This window comes from Mesorhizobium sp. WSM4311 (genome assembly GCF_002295115.1).
Lineage (GTDB): Bacteria > Pseudomonadota > Alphaproteobacteria > Rhizobiales > Rhizobiaceae > Mesorhizobium.
This window is the reverse complement of the sequence record NZ_NSFV01000020.1, coordinates 60,862-76,652: the sequence shown is the minus strand read 5'-3', so window position 1 is coordinate 76,652 and position 15,791 is coordinate 60,862. Positions and strand designations below refer to the sequence as shown.

Annotated in this window: 22 protein-coding genes; 15 read left to right on the top strand and 7 right to left on the bottom strand. The window is 64.1% G+C overall.

From position 1 onward, the window contains the following. Positions 1 to 245: 245 nt before the first annotated feature. The gene (locus CK226_RS31885; protein ID WP_245437913.1) at positions 246 to 1,325 is read right to left on the bottom strand and encodes a transporter; all 1,080 of its coding nucleotides are present in this window, start codon (positions 1,323 to 1,325) and stop codon (positions 246 to 248) included. 334 nt (positions 1,326 to 1,659) lie between these two features. Then, complete coding sequence (locus CK226_RS31880) at positions 1,660 to 1,950, bottom strand: hypothetical protein (protein WP_142887604.1); 291 nt, start codon at positions 1,948 to 1,950, stop codon at positions 1,660 to 1,662. Between the two features lie 50 nt (positions 1,951 to 2,000). Here CK226_RS31880 and CK226_RS31875 point away from each other — a divergent pair, with 50 nt between their 5' ends. From CK226_RS31875 to CK226_RS31865, 3 genes are all read left to right on the top strand, one after another. Then, a complete protein-coding gene (locus CK226_RS31875) occupies positions 2,001 to 3,101 on the top strand; it encodes a hypothetical protein (protein WP_095793969.1) in 1,101 nt (366 codons plus the stop codon). 98 nt (positions 3,102 to 3,199) lie between these two features. Next, a complete protein-coding gene (locus CK226_RS31870; RefSeq protein WP_095790523.1) occupies positions 3,200 to 3,811 on the top strand; it encodes a nucleoside triphosphate hydrolase in 612 nt (203 codons plus the stop codon). A gap of 93 nt (positions 3,812 to 3,904) precedes the next feature. Continuing rightward, positions 3,905 to 4,213, top strand: coding sequence for a hypothetical protein (locus CK226_RS31865; RefSeq protein WP_095773190.1), 309 nt, complete (start codon positions 3,905 to 3,907; stop codon positions 4,211 to 4,213). Positions 4,214 to 4,270: 57 nt separating this feature from the next. Here CK226_RS31865 and CK226_RS31860 read toward each other — a convergent pair whose 3' ends face one another. The 3 genes from CK226_RS31860 to CK226_RS31850 all read right to left on the bottom strand — a co-directional run bounded on the left by CK226_RS31860 (position 4,271) and on the right by CK226_RS31850 (position 6,658). Beyond that, positions 4,271 to 4,975, bottom strand: coding sequence for a glutathione S-transferase N-terminal domain-containing protein (locus CK226_RS31860; protein ID WP_095793968.1), 705 nt, complete (start codon positions 4,973 to 4,975; stop codon positions 4,271 to 4,273). A gap of 215 nt (positions 4,976 to 5,190) precedes the next feature. Then, complete coding sequence (locus CK226_RS31855; RefSeq protein WP_095773192.1) at positions 5,191 to 6,399, bottom strand: beta-ketoacyl-[acyl-carrier-protein] synthase family protein; 1,209 nt, start codon at positions 6,397 to 6,399, stop codon at positions 5,191 to 5,193. Between the two features lie 4 nt (positions 6,400 to 6,403). Beyond that, complete coding sequence (locus CK226_RS31850) at positions 6,404 to 6,658, bottom strand: acyl carrier protein (protein WP_010912831.1); 255 nt, start codon at positions 6,656 to 6,658, stop codon at positions 6,404 to 6,406. 201 nt (positions 6,659 to 6,859) lie between these two features. Here CK226_RS31850 and CK226_RS31845 point away from each other — a divergent pair, with 201 nt between their 5' ends. Genes CK226_RS31845 through CK226_RS31825 form a run of 5 tightly spaced genes read left to right on the top strand, consistent with a single transcriptional unit; the run spans position 6,860 to position 9,213 of the window. Further along, positions 6,860 to 7,702: an urease accessory protein UreD gene (locus CK226_RS31845; protein ID WP_095790526.1), complete on the top strand. Its 843-nt coding sequence runs from the start codon at positions 6,860 to 6,862 to the stop codon at positions 7,700 to 7,702. A 13-nt stretch (positions 7,703 to 7,715) separates the two neighbouring features. Then, a complete protein-coding gene (locus tag CK226_RS31840) occupies positions 7,716 to 8,018 on the top strand; it encodes an urease subunit gamma (RefSeq protein ID WP_019862540.1) in 303 nt (100 codons plus the stop codon). Positions 8,019 to 8,028: 10 nt separating this feature from the next. Continuing rightward, positions 8,029 to 8,283 (top strand): DUF1272 domain-containing protein, encoded by a 255-nt coding sequence (locus tag CK226_RS31835; protein WP_095790527.1) that lies wholly within the window; start codon positions 8,029 to 8,031, stop codon positions 8,281 to 8,283. A 30-nt stretch (positions 8,284 to 8,313) separates the two neighbouring features. Then, complete coding sequence (locus tag CK226_RS31830) at positions 8,314 to 8,901, top strand: HupE/UreJ family protein (RefSeq protein ID WP_095790528.1); 588 nt, start codon at positions 8,314 to 8,316, stop codon at positions 8,899 to 8,901. Positions 8,902 to 8,907: 6 nt separating this feature from the next. Beyond that, positions 8,908 to 9,213, top strand: a complete 306-nt coding sequence (locus CK226_RS31825; protein WP_095773196.1) for an urease subunit beta — start codon at positions 8,908 to 8,910, stop codon at positions 9,211 to 9,213. Positions 9,214 to 9,293: 80 nt separating this feature from the next. Here the strand turns inward: CK226_RS31825 and CK226_RS31820 are convergent, their stop codons facing one another. Next, positions 9,294 to 9,791: a hypothetical protein gene (locus CK226_RS31820; RefSeq protein WP_095793967.1), complete on the bottom strand. Its 498-nt coding sequence runs from the start codon at positions 9,789 to 9,791 to the stop codon at positions 9,294 to 9,296. A gap of 114 nt (positions 9,792 to 9,905) precedes the next feature. Further along, entirely contained in the window at positions 9,906 to 10,283 is a 378-nt protein-coding gene (locus tag CK226_RS31815) for a hypothetical protein (RefSeq protein WP_095790549.1), read from the bottom strand. Positions 10,284 to 10,447: 164 nt separating this feature from the next. Here CK226_RS31815 and ureC point away from each other — a divergent pair, with 164 nt between their 5' ends. The 7 genes from ureC (at position 10,448) to ureG (ending at position 15,789) form a co-directional block, all read left to right on the top strand. Beyond that, on the top strand, positions 10,448 to 12,163 hold the full coding sequence (ureC, locus tag CK226_RS31810) for an urease subunit alpha (protein WP_179296452.1): 1,716 nt from the start codon (positions 10,448 to 10,450) through the stop codon (positions 12,161 to 12,163). 80 nt (positions 12,164 to 12,243) lie between these two features. Then, positions 12,244 to 12,837 carry a hypothetical protein gene (locus CK226_RS31805; protein ID WP_095793966.1) on the top strand — a complete coding sequence of 198 codons (594 nt, stop codon included), beginning with the start codon at positions 12,244 to 12,246 and terminating at the stop codon, positions 12,835 to 12,837. A gap of 44 nt (positions 12,838 to 12,881) precedes the next feature. Next, positions 12,882 to 13,487, top strand: a complete 606-nt coding sequence (locus CK226_RS31800; RefSeq protein ID WP_095793965.1) for a glutathione S-transferase family protein — start codon at positions 12,882 to 12,884, stop codon at positions 13,485 to 13,487. After that, on the top strand, positions 13,484 to 14,050 hold the full coding sequence (gene ureE / locus CK226_RS31795; protein WP_095793964.1) for an urease accessory protein UreE: 567 nt from the start codon (positions 13,484 to 13,486) through the stop codon (positions 14,048 to 14,050). The genes CK226_RS31800 and ureE overlap by 4 nt, the downstream gene beginning before the upstream one ends. Then, on the top strand, positions 14,043 to 14,714 hold the full coding sequence (locus CK226_RS31790) for an urease accessory protein UreF (RefSeq protein WP_095793963.1): 672 nt from the start codon (positions 14,043 to 14,045) through the stop codon (positions 14,712 to 14,714). Before ureE ends, CK226_RS31790 begins: the two co-directional genes overlap by 8 nt. After that, a complete protein-coding gene (locus tag CK226_RS31785) occupies positions 14,711 to 15,151 on the top strand; it encodes a DUF3995 domain-containing protein (protein ID WP_095793962.1) in 441 nt (146 codons plus the stop codon). Before CK226_RS31790 ends, CK226_RS31785 begins: the two co-directional genes overlap by 4 nt. Next, entirely contained in the window at positions 15,148 to 15,789 is a 642-nt protein-coding gene (gene ureG, locus CK226_RS31780; protein WP_095793961.1) for an urease accessory protein UreG, read from the top strand. The genes CK226_RS31785 and ureG overlap by 4 nt, the downstream gene beginning before the upstream one ends. Positions 15,790 to 15,791: the final 2 nt, after the last annotated feature.

The window sequence follows — 15,791 nt, the reverse complement described above, 5'->3', positions numbered from 1 at the left end:
CGGCTGTGCCTCTGCCTGCTGAACGCCGGCGAGGCCAGCGAGCGCGCCCGAAAGGCCGATTGGTGCAACCAAGCGGGAAACGGCTACCGCCGTGCCGGCCATCAATGCGTCGCGGCGCGTGATTTTGTTGCTTGTACCGGCTTCCGCCGGAAAGTCTCGATCGCTGCTCATCTTAGCCCTCCCTTTTTTGTTGGCGCTAGCCAACTTTGGCTTAGGCCAACTGAAAATATGAGCCCTTCCTGCGCTCAGTGCCCAGCCACCCAAAGCGGCATGGCAACCGTTAGAAAAACCGAATCGCCCTCGAGACGATTTTTGGCGTCGAACTCGTGGAAATATTTGATCCGGGTCGAAACCGGCAGCTTGCCAACCTGAAAATTATAGCCCGCGGTGGCTCCGATCGCCGCCACCTCGCCTCTAAACCCGCCAAGCACCGGGGGGACTCCGGATCCGGTGTCGTCGGTCAACTGATTGTAATAGTAGCCAACCAAACCGACGTCGAAAGCTTTGCTGAAGTGTTGGTCGATTGTTCCCTCGAAGTGGAAGTCCGTGCCGTTCTTGTAGTGGGTCGCCGTATCCTCGCCATTGAAGGTGATGCCGGTTGCCGCCGAGAGTTCAAGGCCGGTGGCGGAGTTCAGCCACGTGCCCGATGCGTAAATGTCGGCGGCCCAGTGGTTGAACGACAGATTGGCGATGTCGCCCTCGTGGTATTCACCCACCGGGACGTTCACGCTCACTCCGGTCTGCCAGTGAAAATCGCCACTGTGCCAGCCGATGAAGCTTCCAAGCACGGGATCGCCCAGGGTCGTGATGCTGTCTGACACCGAAAACGGGCTCGGGAGAATTCTGCCCGTTATATCGGGTCCGCCGATCGGTACGGTCGCAGTGAATGCCAGATTGCCGCCCATGACCTGCCATGGAGAAACCCAAAGGGCGGTCGAGAGATTGATAAGGGCCTTCGCATGGACGTCCGCCACGAGCTTTCCGCCGAGGTCGAGATCGACGCTTGCATTGCCGGAATAGATATAAAAGTCGTTCTGGAAGTAAACGCCTGGCGGCGGGGTGAAGCCCGCCATGGGGCCGCGCGAACCAAGGAGGTAGAAGCTTGCGCCACCTTCCGCCGCGTGAATGCTCGGAACCATTGCCAGGTTGGCGAGCGCAGTCACTGCAACGCCCAGCAAACCCTTGGCGCCGCACCTCATCGCAGCCTCGGCGAAGGTACTGGATACGCCGAGCACACTTTTCCGGAATACGTCTTGTCTATTCATAGTCCCCGCCAGCCGTGAGTCGGCAATGTTGCGCCAATTGATTTCGCGCAGTTTCTTCATAAACTATATCTAATGTTACTGGCCCGCTATCCACTTTGCGCAAAGGAGCCATGTTTTGACAAAATGGCCGTCATTGCCTTCGTACAGAGACGTAGAGCTTGGCCCGGACGAGCCTGAAGGCGTAATCATCCGGTTGACTGCAGGCGCCTTCGGAAGCGACCAAACCAATCCGCCACGGTGGTCTCGCCCAGCACGACCACCTCGGAACTGGCCGACCGCCCGCGGAGGGGTAAAGGCTTATCGTGCCTTCACGATCAATCCGGGATGCGGTGGGCCATGCACCCCCCAGTCTCCTCGGTCAGGTCCGAATGGACAACCTCCCGAAAGCTCACACCTATTTCAGCGTTACCAGCACGCGTGCGGCTGACTGCAGGTCTGCTGTTTCCAAGCCTTTCCCAAATCGCGCGAAGGTGTTCCGGCCGATCACGTTCTGGATCGGCTGAACAAGGCCGAAGGAAACGAAGCAGGTAGCGGAAAACTGGACAGTCCTCAAAGTTCGGCTGCGCTCGCCATCAATGCTTTTGGCTGGTTTGTCGAACGGCCGGGATTGCTGCCGCCATTCCCAGGGATTGAGGCGGGCTGGCCACCAGACTTGGTGGAAGTGGCCGACATCACGCTTGCGCAAGCCGCTCCGAAAGGCTTCTGTTTGCGCCTTCAGATTCGGGTGAGAGCGCAATGACAATCAGCACGATCAAGGCCAGGGGTATCTCGGTTTCGCTCGACCTCACCGTCGGCCACATCGCCGCAATGACCGTCGAGAGCGGCGGACGCCGGCTGAAGCCGCTGCACCGCGCGCCCTGGGTCGACGCAGGCGAGACGCTGCCGAAGGACCTGCCGCAAGGCACGGTCCGGCTGTCCGGCGACTTCCTCTGCGCGCCGTTTTCGCGCAGCGATGTCGAGGAAGCGCCGCTGCATGGCTGGACGGCCAACAGTGCCTGGGATGTCACCGAGAGCAGTGCCACGGAGAGCGGCTGGCGAGCGGTCTTCCGGCTGCGGCACAAGGTCATGGGAGCCAGCGTCGACAAGATTCTTACGCTCATCGACGGCCATCCGTTCCTCTATCAGGAACATGTGTTTTCCGGCGGCTCCGGCGCGATTTCCGTCGCCCATCACCCGATGACGGTGATGAAAGGCGGCGGCAGGCTGGCCTTTTCGCCGAAGCGCTTTGCCGCGACATTGGCCGATCCGCTGGAGCCCGATCCCGCGCGCGGCCGCTTCATGCTGGCCTATCCGGCGCGTTCGGCCGACCTCGGCCAGTTTCCCGCCGCCGCCGGCGGCACGCTCGACCTGACGCAATACCGCATGGAGGACCGGCGCGAGGATTTCATCACTTTGGTCGAGGCCGACCATGGCGGTCCGGGCTGGACGGCGCTGGCACGCCAGGCCGAGGACGATCTGGTGCTGGTGCTGAAGAACCCCGCGGAGCTGCCCGTTACCATGCTGTGGCTGAGCAATGGCGGGCGCGACTATGCGCCGTGGAGCGGCCGGCATCTCGGCGTGCTCGGCATCGAGGACGGCCGCTCGGCGATAGGCCATGCCGCCTCGATTGGCGACAATTGGCTGAAGCGCGAAGGCGTGGCGACCGCCTTTGCGCTCGGCGAAGGCCGCGGCTTTTCGTTCCGCCATGTCATCGGCGCCCTGTCCCCGTCCGGCGGCACCCCGCCGCGAGAGATCACCACGGCCGACGGCCGGATGCGGCTCGCGGCGGGCGGATCGACCAGGGAAGTGCCGTTCGACAGCGCGTTCCTGCGCATCGGCCAGCCCGCGGCCGCCTGAGGCGGGGTTTGCGCGAACGCGGGGTTTGAAATTTCCGCCGACTGCCGCCAAAATGCAGCGTAATGTTTCGCCGATCATCCAGGCAAAGTGAGGCTCCCATGTCCGAAATCGCCCACCTCGCCGCCACCATCTTCAAGCGCGCCGGCAAGGCAAAGCGCTTCATCGTCGCCATCGCCGGACCGCCAGGCTCCGGCAAGTCCACGCTGTCGGCCGGCCTGCATGACCTTTTGCCGGAAGGGGCGGTGGAGGTCGTACCGATGGACGGCTTCCACTATGACGACATCGTGCTCAACGCGCGCGGTCTGCGGGCGCGCAAGGGCGCACCGGAGACCTTCGACTTCGCCGGCTTCGAGACCCTGCTGAAGCGCATCCGGGCCGGTGAACCCGACATCGCCATTCCGGTCTTCGACCGCAGCATGGAATTGTCGCGCGCCGCCGCGGCGATCGTCGGCACCGAGACCAAGTTCATCCTGGTCGAAGGCAATTACCTGCTGCTCGACGAGGAGCCATGGTCACGGCTGGCGCCGCTGTTCGATTTCTCGATCTTCGTCGACGTGCCGCGCAATGAGCTCGAGCGCCGCCTGATGGAGCGCTGGCACGGCCATGGCCGTTCGGACGAAGAGGCGCGCGCCTGGATCGCCTCCAACGATCTGCCCAACATCGAACGCGTGCTGGCCCGGCGCCGGGCCGCCGACCTGATCATTGGTTAACACGCTTAATTTTCCGTATTTTGGGGCGGGAACCTTAAGAGTTTCGCGCCGTTATGCCTCAGAACCCGTTTGTCCGGCGTAAGGGATTTTCCAATGGCAACCAAGGCAAAAAAACCAGCCAAGACGAGGCCCGCGAAGGCAACTCAAGCGAAAGCCGGTGCTGGTCCGGCGATTGCTGAACGCTCGAAAGACGGCAAGGCTGCTTTTGGCAAGGCCGCGCCCCGAAAGGTCGTACCGGCCGCCAAGACCGCCAGCCCGCGCAAATCGGCGCCGACCAAAGCCGGTGCCGTTCGAACGGCAGCGAATGTCGCCGCAGGCGCCGTCGTCGCAACCGCGCGCGGCGCCGTCTCGCTGGCGGCCTCCGTTATCGGCAAGGGCGGCTCGAAGGCCAAGGCGAAATAAGCAGGCTGCTTCGTCCGGCCGAGCATCTTTGGCAAAGGGCCTCGGCGACAGGCCGTTCTAGCGCTTTGCCGGAATGGTCAGGCCCTTCTGGACCGCCGGCCGCGCCAGGCCGCGCTCCAGCCATGCCGCCACATTGGCGAAATCATCGAAACCGACGAGGTCGCGTGCTTCATAGAAGCCGATCAAATTGCGCACCCAGCCGAGCAGCGAGATGTCGGCGATGGTGTAGTCGTTGCCCATGATCCATTTGCTGCCTTTCAGCCTGCCATCGAGCACGCCGAGCAGCCGCCGCGATTCGTCGCGGTAGCGTTCCAGCGGGCGCTTGTCGGCGATCTCGCGGCCGGCGAATTTGTGGAAGAAGCCGACCTGGCCGAACATCGGCCCGACGGAAGCCATCTGGAAGAAGACCCACTGGATCGTCTCGTAGCGCCGCGCTGCGTCCGCCGGGACGAGCAGGCCGGTCTTGTCCGCGAGATAGAGCAGGATGGCGCCGGATTCGAAAAGGCCGATCGGCTTGCCGTCCGGGCCGTTGGGATCGATGATCGCCGGGATCTTGCCATTGGGGTTGAGCGACAGGAATTCCGGCGTCCAGCTTTCGTCCTTGCTGATGTTGACCAGATGCGGCTCATAGGGCAGGCCGAGCTCTTCCAGCGCGATCGATATTTTCACGCCGTTCGGCGTCGTTGCGGAATAGAGCTGGATCTGGTCGGGATGTTTGGCCGGCCAACGGCTGGTGATCGGAAAGGAGGACAGGTCGGCCATCGAAAAACTCCTGAGCGGGGGGATTTGCGCCACGGGGCGCGGTGTTGGCGGGTGGCCAAGAATTAGGCGCACGGCCGGGCAGGATCAATATGCCGGCGACAGTTTCGCCATGCACGGACAGAAAACCGAATCCACCGCGGCGGATCGCCGAGCGCGCGTAAGATCGCGCGGAGGCAGGTGGTCACCGCCCCGGGGGGCGGTAGTTACCGCCGGGATCAGATGGCCTTGAATGCCAGCACCGCGTTGGTGCCGCCGAAAGCAAAACCGTTGCTGATCGCGGCGCGCACCTTGCGCTCGCGCGCGACATTGGGCGTCACGTCGAGATCGCAATCGGGATCGGGTTCGCGGTAATTCGCGGTCGGCGGCACGACGCCTTCGCGGATCGCCATGACGCAGGCGATCATCTCCAGCCCGCCCGAAGCGCCCAGGCAATGGGCGTGCATCGACTTGGTCGAGGAGACCGACAGCGAGCGCGCGTGCTCGCCGAAGACGCGCTTGATCGCGTTGGTCTCGATCTGGTCGTTGGCCTTGGTGCCGGTGCCGTGCGCGTTGAGATAATCGATGTCTTCGGGATTGAGCCCTGCATCGGCGAGACAGAAGCGCATCGCCGCTTCCGGTCCCTCGATGGTCGGGGCGACGATGTCGGAGGCATCGGCCGAAAGGCCGGCGCCGGCGATTTCGGCGAGGATGGTGGCGCCACGCGCCATGGCGTGATCGTAGCTTTCCAGAACCGCCATGCCGGCGCCTTCGCCCAGCACCAGGCCCTGGCGGTCGGCCGAGAACGGCCGGCAGGTGTCGGGCGACAGCACGCGCAATGCCTCCCAACCCTTGAGCACGCCCCAGACCAGCGGCGCTTCGGTGCCGCCGGCGACCATGACGTCGGCGCGGCCGAGCCTGATCTGGTCGACCGCCGAGGCGATGGCGTGGTTGGCCGACGAGCAGGCCGACGTGACGCCGAAGACCGGTCCGCGCAGGCCAAGGTGCATGCTGACCTGGCCGGAGGCCGCGCCCGGCATGACCCTGGGCACGGTGAAGATGCCGGCGCGATTCTTGCCCTCGATCAGAATGGCGCGATAGTTCTCCTCGACGGTCTCGAAGCCGCATACGCCGACGCCGACAATGGTTCCCATGCGATAGGTGTTGTCGGCATGCGGGGCCAGGCCGGACTGGTGCATGGCCTCCTTCGCAGCGATAACCGCCAGCAGACTGAAACGGTCCATCGACACCAGCTGCTTGCGCTCGATGCCGTGATCGGGCAGCGCCTTGATCTCGCAGCCGGTCTTGACCTTCAGGTCATGCAGGAAGGGATTGTCGATCGGGCCGATGGCCGAACGGCCGGCCCGCATTTCAGCCCAGATCGACTGCGCATCGACGCCTAGGCCGCACAGCCCGCCAATGCCGGTAATGACGACGCGTTTCAGCATTCGGTCAGGCTTTTTTCGCGATCAGCGCGCGAACGGCCTCGACCATGTCGCCAACATTCTTCAGATTGCTCCAGGCATCGACCGTGTTCATCTCGATCTCGATGCCATACTGCTCCTCGAGGTCGAAGATGATCTCCGTCAGCTCCAGCGAATGGATGCCGAGCGACGTCAATTCGGTGCTGGTGGTGATTTCTTCACCGCCCGGCTCGGCATGGGCCTTGATCTTTTCGATGATGTCCGTTGCCAGCTGGTCAGCCATTCGGTTTCTTCCCCACTTTGTCGTTTCTCGACGCCAACTGAACAGCGCCTTCTGTCCTCGATATCAGGCCGGGATCGTCGCCTTCTACCCCCGCCAAGCATCGCCTGACCGTATCGAGGTGGCTCCCTCTATAGAAACGGAAACGCCATCAAGCAACAAGCTATATATCGACAAAACCGCCGCAGTGCTTAACCTGACGGCGTGGATACGATCGAATATACGAAGTTTTCGGCCTCTTTGGCCCAGCGCGCCGCGGGCCTGGCGCAGCTGGGTTGCGCCAGCGCCGGCGGCCGCACGCGCCTGCGGCGCCTCTATCAGGACGGTTCCGCCAAGATAAGGCTGCCGGCCGTCTCGGCCGACCCGCTGGAGGCGGTGCTGATCAACACCGCCGGCGGACTGACCGGCGGCGACCGCATCGGCTGGGATGTGGATGTCGGCGCCAATGCCTCGGCGTCGATAACGACCCAGGCCTGCGAAAAGGTCTACCGCGCCGCATCCGACCAAGCAGAGGTGCGGGTCAAGCTGACGGTCGGCGAGAACGCCCGCATCGCCTGGCTGCCGCAAGAGACCATCGTCTTCGACCGGGCGGCCTTTGCCCGCACATTGGACGTCGAACTCGCCGGGGGGGCCGAGGCGCTGGTGCTGGAAGCCACCGTCTTCGGCCGCCTGGCCATGGGCGAACGCGCCGCGCAAGGCACTTTCCGTGACCGTTGGCGCGTTCGCCAGGATGGTTTGCTCATCCATGCCGAGGATTTCCGCATCGGACCCGATATCACTGGTGCCCTGGCACGTCCGGCGGCCACCGGCGGCGCGATCGCCGTGGCGACGCTGCTGCTGGTGTCGCCGCGAGCCGAGGCCTTTCTCGACCCGGTCCGTGAGATCATCGGCGACCAGGGCGGCGCCAGCGCCTGGGGGGTGCAGGCATCTGGCAAGCTTCTTGCGAGGCTTTACGCCGGGGACGGCTACCAACTGCGCCAGCGGCTGGTTCCGCTCGTCGGATTGCTCAATGGGAGGGCGGGACTGCCCAAATTATGGTCACTGTGATTCTGGAAAACGCATGAACCTGACGCCGAGGGAAAAAGACAAGCTGCTGATCGCCATGGCGGCGATCGTGGCACGCAAGCGGCTGGAGCGCGGCGTCAAGCTGAACCATCCGGAAGCGATAGCGCTGATCACCGATTTCGTCGTCGAAGGCGCACGCGACGGCCGCCCGGTGGCCGAACTGATGGAGGCCGGCGCCCATGTCGTCACCCGCACGCAGGTGATGGAAGGGATCGCTGAGATGATCCATGACGTGCAGGTGGAAGCGACCTTCCCCGACGGCACCAAGCTGGTGACCGTGCACGAACCCATCAGGTGAGGAGACCGAGATGCTCGATTTGCGCCCAAACTGCGAGTGCTGCGACAAGGACCTGCCGCCGGAGGCGACTGATGCGCTGATCTGCACCTTCGAATGCACCTTCTGCGCCGATTGCGTGGAAAACGTGCTGGGCGGCGTCTGCCCCAATTGCGGCGGCAATTTTTCGGCCCGGCCGATCCGCCCGGCAGCGAAGCTGGAAAAATACCCTGCGTCGACCAAGCGCGTCCTCAAGGCCGAGGGCTGCGGCCCGCGCAAGGCAGCGTGACTGCTGAATCGCAAACGAAAGGCAAGTAGAATGATCCGTGCCAAACGCCTGTGCCTCGCGGCGATCCTGCTCATGGCCGCCGCCATGCCGGCCTATGCCCATGTCGGCATCGGCCCCCCCTCCTCCTTCACGGCCGGCTTCATGCATCCCTTGTCCGGCCTCGATCATGTGACCGTGATGATCGCCGTCGGCCTGTGGGCGGCCATCAAGGGTGGCAGGGCCATCTGGGCGTGGCCGGCGGCCTTTGTCGGCGTGATGCTTGCCGGCGCGGCGCTCGGCATGGCGCATGTGCCGGTGCCCTTCGTCGAGCCGGGCATACTGGCCTCCGTCGTGGCGCTCGGCCTGCTGGTGGCGCTGGCGGTCGATCTGCCCGTCTCGGCCGGCGTCGCCATTATCGGCCTGTTCGCGCTGTTCCACGGCCACGCCCACGGCACCGAAGTCCCGGAAAATGCCGGCGGGCTCGAATATACGGCCGGCTTTGCCGTCGCCACGGTGCTGCTCCATGCCGTTGGCATCGCCGCCGGAATGAGCCTTGGCATGAGGTTCCGTGGTCTGGCTCGTGCCGCGGGAGCGGCTTGGGCTACGATCGGTCTTGGTCTTGCCTTCGGTCTCGTGTGACATCAGATGATCCCCGGCGAAATCATCCCCGTCCCAGGCGACATCGAGCTCAACAAGGGCCTGCCGACCGTCACCCTGAAAGTCGCCAACAGCGGCGACCGGCCGATCCAGGTCGGCAGCCACTACCATTTCTTCGAAACCAATGAGGGGCTGAAATTCGACCGTGAACGGGCGCGCGGCATGCGCCTCGACATCGCCGCCGGAACCGCCATGCGCTTCGAGCCGGGACAGGAACGCGACGTCACGCTGGTACCGCTCGGCGGCAAGCGCGAGGTCTTTGGATTCCAGCAGAAGGTGATGGGCAAGCTGTGAGTTCTGTGGCGTCTCGCGCTTGGCCTTCGAAGACCGCGAACGGCGTTTGGGCAAGCCTGAAAGCAAATCGTGCTTTCGGCTCAGTCCGACGGCTTGGCGGCCGCATAGATGACGATCTTTCCCGGATCGTCGAACGCGACGGCAAGAACGTCCTGCGCAGCCAAGCGCCGCGAATCGATTGCATTGAAGAGCAGGGCGTTCGCCTCGATCTCCTTGCGCAATTCGGCGACATCATCCTTGTGCTGCCGCACCTTGTTCTCGATGACCGGCGGCGGGCCGCCTTCGCTGCGCGCCGCGTCGGTCAGGAACACGATATCGACCTTGTCGAGCTTGGAGGTCTTGCGCACCGTGCCGATGTTTTCGCGCGTGCGGTCGATCGCCGAACTGACTTTTCCGATTTCTGCCGTTGTCTTGGCCTGTTCCTCGTTGACCTGCGAGCCGACGATCCGGTCGACGGTCTCCGGGCTTTCACGGCCCTGCGCATTCAGCGCGGCCTGGGGAAGGCTCGCTGCCAGAAACGCGGCCGCCGCAATGGCATGCGGCCATCGGGCATCGGGCGAGGTGGTGGTGGAGGTCATCGTTCGCTTTCGCAATCTGTTTCAACAATCAGGAAGCGAAACGACTCCAGCCTTGCCATGGTTCCCCTCGCAATACGGCCGGCGGACCGGGTACCGGCCCGCCGCGCCGTGTCGTCAGCTGGCCTTCTTGGTGATCAGGGTCAGTGCGCCGTTTGGTTCCATGCTGGCAGCGACCACCTGCGCCGAGGTAATTCCCTTGGCCTGGAGGGCGGACTTCACCTTGGGGGTGGCGTCGATCGAGCTGCGCAATTTCTGCAGGCCGGCGTCACCGCGCTGGGCGATCACCTGATTGACCTGCGTCTGGGTGTCCTTCGGCAGCTCGGTGATGTCGACAATGTTGACGCTCTGGATCGCCGGCGCGGCCTGCTGACCGCCGGGGGCGGGAGTCGTCGCCTTGGGGGCAGGCGTGGCCGGAGCGGGCTGCTGCTGGGCACTGGCGGCACCGGCCAGCATCAGGCTGGCGGCGGCTGCAAGAATTATCGTTTTGCGCATGGATTTTCCTTCCATCGATTTGGCAAACGGTCGTTTTGGGGTGACCTGCCAACCTCAACCGCCAAATGGGATCAGAAGGTGTCACTCAGCGGGTCATTGCGTGACCATTGGATGGCGACAATGTGCAGCCCAGCCTCAACCACACCGCATTTCGGGAGCAATCGCTGATGGCCAGAATCTCGCGTGCCGCCTACGCCCAGATGTATGGGCCGACTGTCGGCGACAAGGTCAGGCTGGCCGACACCGAACTCTTCATCGAGGTCGAAAAGGACCTCACCATTCACGGTGAGGAAGTAAAATTCGGCGGCGGCAAGGTGATCCGCGACGGCATGGGGCAGAGCCAGGTATCCCGCGCCCAGGGCGCGGTCGACACCGTCATCACCAACGCCTTGGTGATCGACGCCAGCGCCGGCATCTTCAAGGCCGATATCGGCCTCAGGGACGGCCGCATTGCGGCGATCGGCAAGGCCGGCAATCCAGACACGCAAGATGGCGTCACCATCATCATCGGCCCCGGCACCGAAATCATCGCCGGCGAGGGCAAGATCCTGACCGCCGGCGGCTTCGACGCGCATATCCACTTCATCTGCCCGCAGCAGATCGAGGAAGCGCTGATGAGCGGCATCACCACAATGCTGGGCGGCGGCACCGGGCCGGCGCATGGCACGCTCGCCACCACCTGCACGCCGGGGCCATGGCACATGGCCCGCATGATCCAGTCCTTCGACGCCTTCCCGATGAATATCGGCCTGTCGGGCAAGGGCAACGCCTCGCTGCCGGCGGCGCTGGAGGAAATGGTGCTGGGCGGCGCCTGCTCGCTGAAGCTGCATGAGGACTGGGGCACGACGCCGGCAGCGATCGATTGCTGCCTGTCGGTGGCTGACGATTACGACGTGCAGGTGATGATCCACACCGACACGCTGAACGAATCCGGCTTCGTCGAAAACACGGTGGCGGCGATCAAGGGCCGCACCATCCACGCCTTCCACACCGAGGGCGCGGGCGGCGGCCATGCGCCCGACATCATAAAGGTCTGCGGCTTGCCCAATGTGATCCCGTCCTCGACCAATCCGACAAGGCCCTACACGGTCAACACGCTGGCCGAGCATCTCGACATGCTGATGGTCTGCCATCATCTGTCGCCGTCGATTCCCGAGGATATCGCCTTTGCCGAAAGCCGCATCCGCAAGGAGACGATCGCCGCCGAGGATATCCTGCACGACATTGGCGCCTTCTCGATCATCTCGTCGGACAGCCAGGCCATGGGCCGCGTCGGCGAGGTGGCGATCCGCACCTGGCAGACCGCCGACAAGATGAAGCGCCAGCGCGGCTCGCTGCCGCAGGAGACCGGCGACAATGACAATTTCCGCGTCCGCCGCTACATCGCCAAATACACCATCAATCCGGCCATCGCGCATGGGCTGTCGAAAGACATCGGCTCGATCGCCGTCGGCAAGCGTGCCGACCTGGTGCTGTGGAACCCGGCCTTCTTCGGTGTGAAGCCGGAGATGGTGCTGATCGGCGGCATGATCGCCGCCGCCCCGATGGGCGACCCCAACGCCTCGATCCCGACGCCGCAGCCGATGCACTACCGGCCGATGTTCGGCGCCTATGGCAAGGCAAGGACCAACTCGTCGGTGACCTTCGTTTCCAAGGCGGCACTCGAGTCGGGGCTGCATGGCCGGCTTGGCGTCGAAAAACAGTTCGTTGCCGTGGAAAACACCCGTGGCGGCATCGGCAAGCATTCCATGGTGCTCAACGACGCCACGCCGCATGTCGAGGTCGACCCCGAAACCTACGAAGTCCGCGCCGATGGCGAGTTGCTGACCTGCGAGCCGGCGACGGTACTGCCGATGGCGCAGCGGTATTTTCTGTTCTGAGGTCGGCCGGCCAAATTCCGTTGCGGCTGGTAGGCATAGGCCGCAATATGCGGTCTAGCAGAAACCCATCGTGATCAGGCATGGCCACCGAAATCGCCTCTCCCCATGACATCTTTCCGCATATCCGCATCGTCATAGGCATGGTGATCGGGCTTGGTGTCGCCCGCCTGCTGTCGGGGGTGGCGCGCATCGTCCAGCATCCCGGCCAATACCGGCTCTATCCCGTGCATCTGGCCTGGGTCGCCTCGGTGCTTCTGATGCTGGTGCATTTCTGGTGGTGGGAGTTCGGGCTCTACGCCATCGAGACCTGGACCTTCGGCAAATACCTGTTCATCATCTTCTACGCGATCACGCTGTTCCTGCTGTGTGCGCTGCTGTTTCCCGATTCGATGCTGGACTACACCAGCTACGAGGATTTCTTCTATTCGCGCCGGGGCTGGTTCTTCGGCTTGCTGGCGGCGACCTATCTGCTCGATGTGGTCGATACGCTGCTGAAAGGGCCTGAGCATTTTGCCCGCTTCGGCAACGAATATCTGTTCCGCACGCCGGTCTTCGTGGCATTGTGCATCGCGGCGATCCTGGTGCGCGACCGCCGCTTCCACATCGCCTTCGTCGCGGCAGCGCTGATCTACCAGATATCGTTCATCCTGCGGCTCTTCGACACGATCGTATGACTGTAGCGGATGGTCTAGAGTCCAGGAAAAGACAGGATCCCAGCATGTACAAGGCCGTCGGATCACGCGGATCCCGGGTCAGCCGCGTTCTCTGGATGCTCGAGGAGCTCGGGCAGCCCTATGAATTCGTCGAAGTCAGACTGCGCTCGCCGGAAGCCTATGCGCTCAACCCGTCGGGCAAGGTGCCGGTCCTCATCGACGGCGCGCTGACGGTGACGGATTCGGCGGCGATCTGCGTCTATCTCGCCGACAAGCATGCGGACAAGGGCATGGGCGCCGGCCCCGGAGTTGCCGGCCGTGCCGAGATGGATTCCTGGATGCATTTTGCCCAGAGCGAATTCGAGGCGCCGCTGTGGAACAAATTGCGCCACCGCTTCCTGCTGCCGAAGGAAGTGCGCGTCGATGTCGGCCCCGCCGCGGCCTATGATTTTGCCTCGGAAGCCAAGGCGCTGGACCGCCGGCTCGGCGACAAGCCGTTTGCGCTGGGCGACCGGTTTTCCGCCGTCGACGTGCTGCTCGGCGACATGGGCAACTGGGCGCGCGCCGGAAAATTCCCGATCGAATCCGACCGCGTCAACGCCTATTTCGACCGGGTGCTTTCGCGTCCAGCCCGTGCGCGGGCGCAGGCCAACGGAGGCTCCTTGAAATGAAGCTCAACCTCAACACCGACTTCACCAAATTCCCGCGCGCCGTCTCGGTTCTGGCTGCGGGCGAGGCGGGCGCGGCGCCGGCGTTTGCCAAGGCTGTGCTTGCGCATGACGAGCGGCATCTGCGCCGCCGCGCCATCGAACTGTCCGACGGCAGCAAGGTGCTGATCGACCTGCCCGAACCCGTCGCCCTGAACGATGGCGACCGGCTGGTGCTGGAGGATGGCCGCCATGTCGAGATCATCGCGGCGCCGGAAGAGGTCTACGATATCCGCGCCCGTGATGGCGTGCATCTGACCGAGCTGGCCTGGCATATCGGCAACCGTCACCTCGCGGCAGGCATCGAGGCGGATCGCATCGTCATCCTGCGCGACCATGTCATCAAGGCAATGCTGGAAGGGCTCGGCGCCACGGTGCGCGAGGTCTCCGAACCGTTCAAGCCGGTGCGCGGCGCTTATTCCGGCGGGCATGATCACGGGCACGCGCATGCGCACAGCCATGCGGAGGCCCATTCGCACGCGCATAGCCATTCCCACGACGACCATCATCACCACGACCATGACTGACCAGCCTTCGAGCATCGTCCTGCTGCGGCTGATGGCGTGGCTGTCGCCGGCCTTTCCGGTTGGCGGCTTTGCCTACAGCCACGGTCTCGAACGGGCGGTGCACGACGGGCTGGTGATCGATGCCGCGAGCCTGGGCGACTGGCTGGAAACGCTGGTCGAGATGGGCTCGGGCTGGAACGATGCCGTGCTGTTTTCCGAGAGCTGGCGCCGCGCCCGCAACGCCGGCGATCTCGACGAAGTGGCCGCATTGGCCGAGGCGCTCGCCGGCTCGCGGGAACGCCATGCCGAGACCATGCTGCAAGGCGCGGCCTTCCTCAAAGCGGCCGTGGCCTGGCCCAATCCGGTGCTGGAGCGCATGCCCGCCGAATGCGCCTACTGCATCGCCGTCGGCGCCATTGCCGGCGGCAATGGCATTGCACTGCAGGACGCGCTGTCCGCCTTCCTGCAGGCCTTCTTCTCCAACCTCGTCCAGGCGGCGATCAGGCTCGGTGTCGTCGGCCAGAGCGAAGCCACCACGCTGCTGGCCGGCTTCGAGCCGTTGGCGCTCTCGACCGCCGACCGCGCGTCCGGTTCGACATTGGACGATCTCGGCGGCTGCGCCTTCGTCTCCGACATCATGGCGATGCGGCACGAGACCCAGTATTCGCGGCTGTTCCGTTCATGATCGTCCTCGCCTTCGCGCTTTCATTCGTCCTGCTGCTGATCACGGCACTGCACGTCTATTGGGGCATTGGCGGCATCTGGCCGGGCAGGGATGCGGCCTCCTGCGCCCGCGCGGTCGTCGGCTTTCGCGGCGTCGACGACATGCCGACGCCCTTTGCCAGTTTCGCCGTTGCCGCCTGTCTCGGCCTGGCGACGCTCTGGCCGCTGGCGCTCATCGGCTTCTTTGCCTCGCCTTTCCCGAGGGAGGGCCTTGCCGCCACCTCACTGCTCATCGGGCTAGTGTTCCTGGGACGCGGCATTGCCGGCTTCACGCCGTGGTGGCGGCGCCTGGCGCCCGAACAGCCTTTCGCGCGGCTCGATGTGCGTTACTATTCGCCGCTGTGCCTGTTGATCGGGCTCGGCTTCGCAATCCTTGCCATCATGGAGTTCCCGACATGACCCAAGCCAACGGTCCCCTTCGCATCGGTATTGGCGGCCCTGTCGGCTCCGGCAAGACGACGCTCACCGAAAAACTCTGCAAGGCGCTGCGCGACGAGTTCTCCATCGCCGTCGTCACCAACGACATCTACACCAGGGAAGACGCCATGATGCTGGCCCGGCTGCAGGCGCTGCCGGAAGACCGCATCGTCGGCGTCGAGACCGGCGGCTGCCCGCACACCGCCATTCGCGAGGACGCCTCGATCAATCTGCAGGCGATCGCCGAGCTCAACCGGAAATTCCCCGATCTCGACATCATCTTCATCGAATCGGGCGGCGACAATCTTGCCGCCACCTTCTCGCCGGATCTCGCGGATCTGACGCTCTATGTCATCTCGGTCTGCCAGGGTGAGGAAATCCCAAGGAAAGGCGGACCGGCGATCACCCGTTCCGATTTCCTGATCATCAACAAGAGCGATCTGGCGCCCTATGTGAACGTCAACCTCGACGTGATGGAGAGCGACACCGCCCGCATGCGCGGCAAGCGGCCGTTCGGCTTTACCGATCTGTCGCGCGGCAAAGGCTTGCGGGAGGTCATCGATTTCATCGTCGAGCATGGCGGGCTGAGGGTTGGCACCGCCACCAGCACGGCGGCCTGACA

Coding starts and splice junctions, on each gene's coding strand:
- CK226_RS31885 (WP_245437913.1), bottom strand. CDS start 1,325: ATGAAGAAACTGCGCGAAATCAATTGGCGCAACATTGCCGACTCACGG.
- CK226_RS31875 (WP_095793969.1), top strand. CDS start 2,001: ATGACAATCAGCACGATCAAGGCCAGGGGTATCTCGGTTTCGCTCGAC.
- CK226_RS31870 (WP_095790523.1), top strand. CDS start 3,200: ATGTCCGAAATCGCCCACCTCGCCGCCACCATCTTCAAGCGCGCCGGC.
- CK226_RS31865 (WP_095773190.1), top strand. CDS start 3,905: ATGGCAACCAAGGCAAAAAAACCAGCCAAGACGAGGCCCGCGAAGGCA.
- CK226_RS31860 (WP_095793968.1), bottom strand. CDS start 4,975: ATGGCCGACCTGTCCTCCTTTCCGATCACCAGCCGTTGGCCGGCCAAA.
- CK226_RS31855 (WP_095773192.1), bottom strand. CDS start 6,399: ATGCTGAAACGCGTCGTCATTACCGGCATTGGCGGGCTGTGCGGCCTA.
- CK226_RS31850 (WP_010912831.1), bottom strand. CDS start 6,658: ATGGCTGACCAGCTGGCAACGGACATCATCGAAAAGATCAAGGCCCAT.
- CK226_RS31840 (WP_019862540.1), top strand. CDS start 7,716: ATGAACCTGACGCCGAGGGAAAAAGACAAGCTGCTGATCGCCATGGCG.
- CK226_RS31835 (WP_095790527.1), top strand. CDS start 8,029: ATGCTCGATTTGCGCCCAAACTGCGAGTGCTGCGACAAGGACCTGCCG.
- CK226_RS31830 (WP_095790528.1), top strand. CDS start 8,314: ATGATCCGTGCCAAACGCCTGTGCCTCGCGGCGATCCTGCTCATGGCC.
- CK226_RS31825 (WP_095773196.1), top strand. CDS start 8,908: ATGATCCCCGGCGAAATCATCCCCGTCCCAGGCGACATCGAGCTCAAC.
- CK226_RS31820 (WP_095793967.1), bottom strand. CDS start 9,791: ATGACCTCCACCACCACCTCGCCCGATGCCCGATGGCCGCATGCCATT.
- CK226_RS31815 (WP_095790549.1), bottom strand. CDS start 10,283: ATGCGCAAAACGATAATTCTTGCAGCCGCCGCCAGCCTGATGCTGGCC.
- CK226_RS31805 (WP_095793966.1), top strand. CDS start 12,244: ATGGCCACCGAAATCGCCTCTCCCCATGACATCTTTCCGCATATCCGC.
- CK226_RS31800 (WP_095793965.1), top strand. CDS start 12,882: ATGTACAAGGCCGTCGGATCACGCGGATCCCGGGTCAGCCGCGTTCTC.
- ureE (WP_095793964.1), top strand. CDS start 13,484: ATGAAGCTCAACCTCAACACCGACTTCACCAAATTCCCGCGCGCCGTC.
- CK226_RS31790 (WP_095793963.1), top strand. CDS start 14,043: ATGACTGACCAGCCTTCGAGCATCGTCCTGCTGCGGCTGATGGCGTGG.
- CK226_RS31785 (WP_095793962.1), top strand. CDS start 14,711: ATGATCGTCCTCGCCTTCGCGCTTTCATTCGTCCTGCTGCTGATCACG.
- ureG (WP_095793961.1), top strand. CDS start 15,148: ATGACCCAAGCCAACGGTCCCCTTCGCATCGGTATTGGCGGCCCTGTC.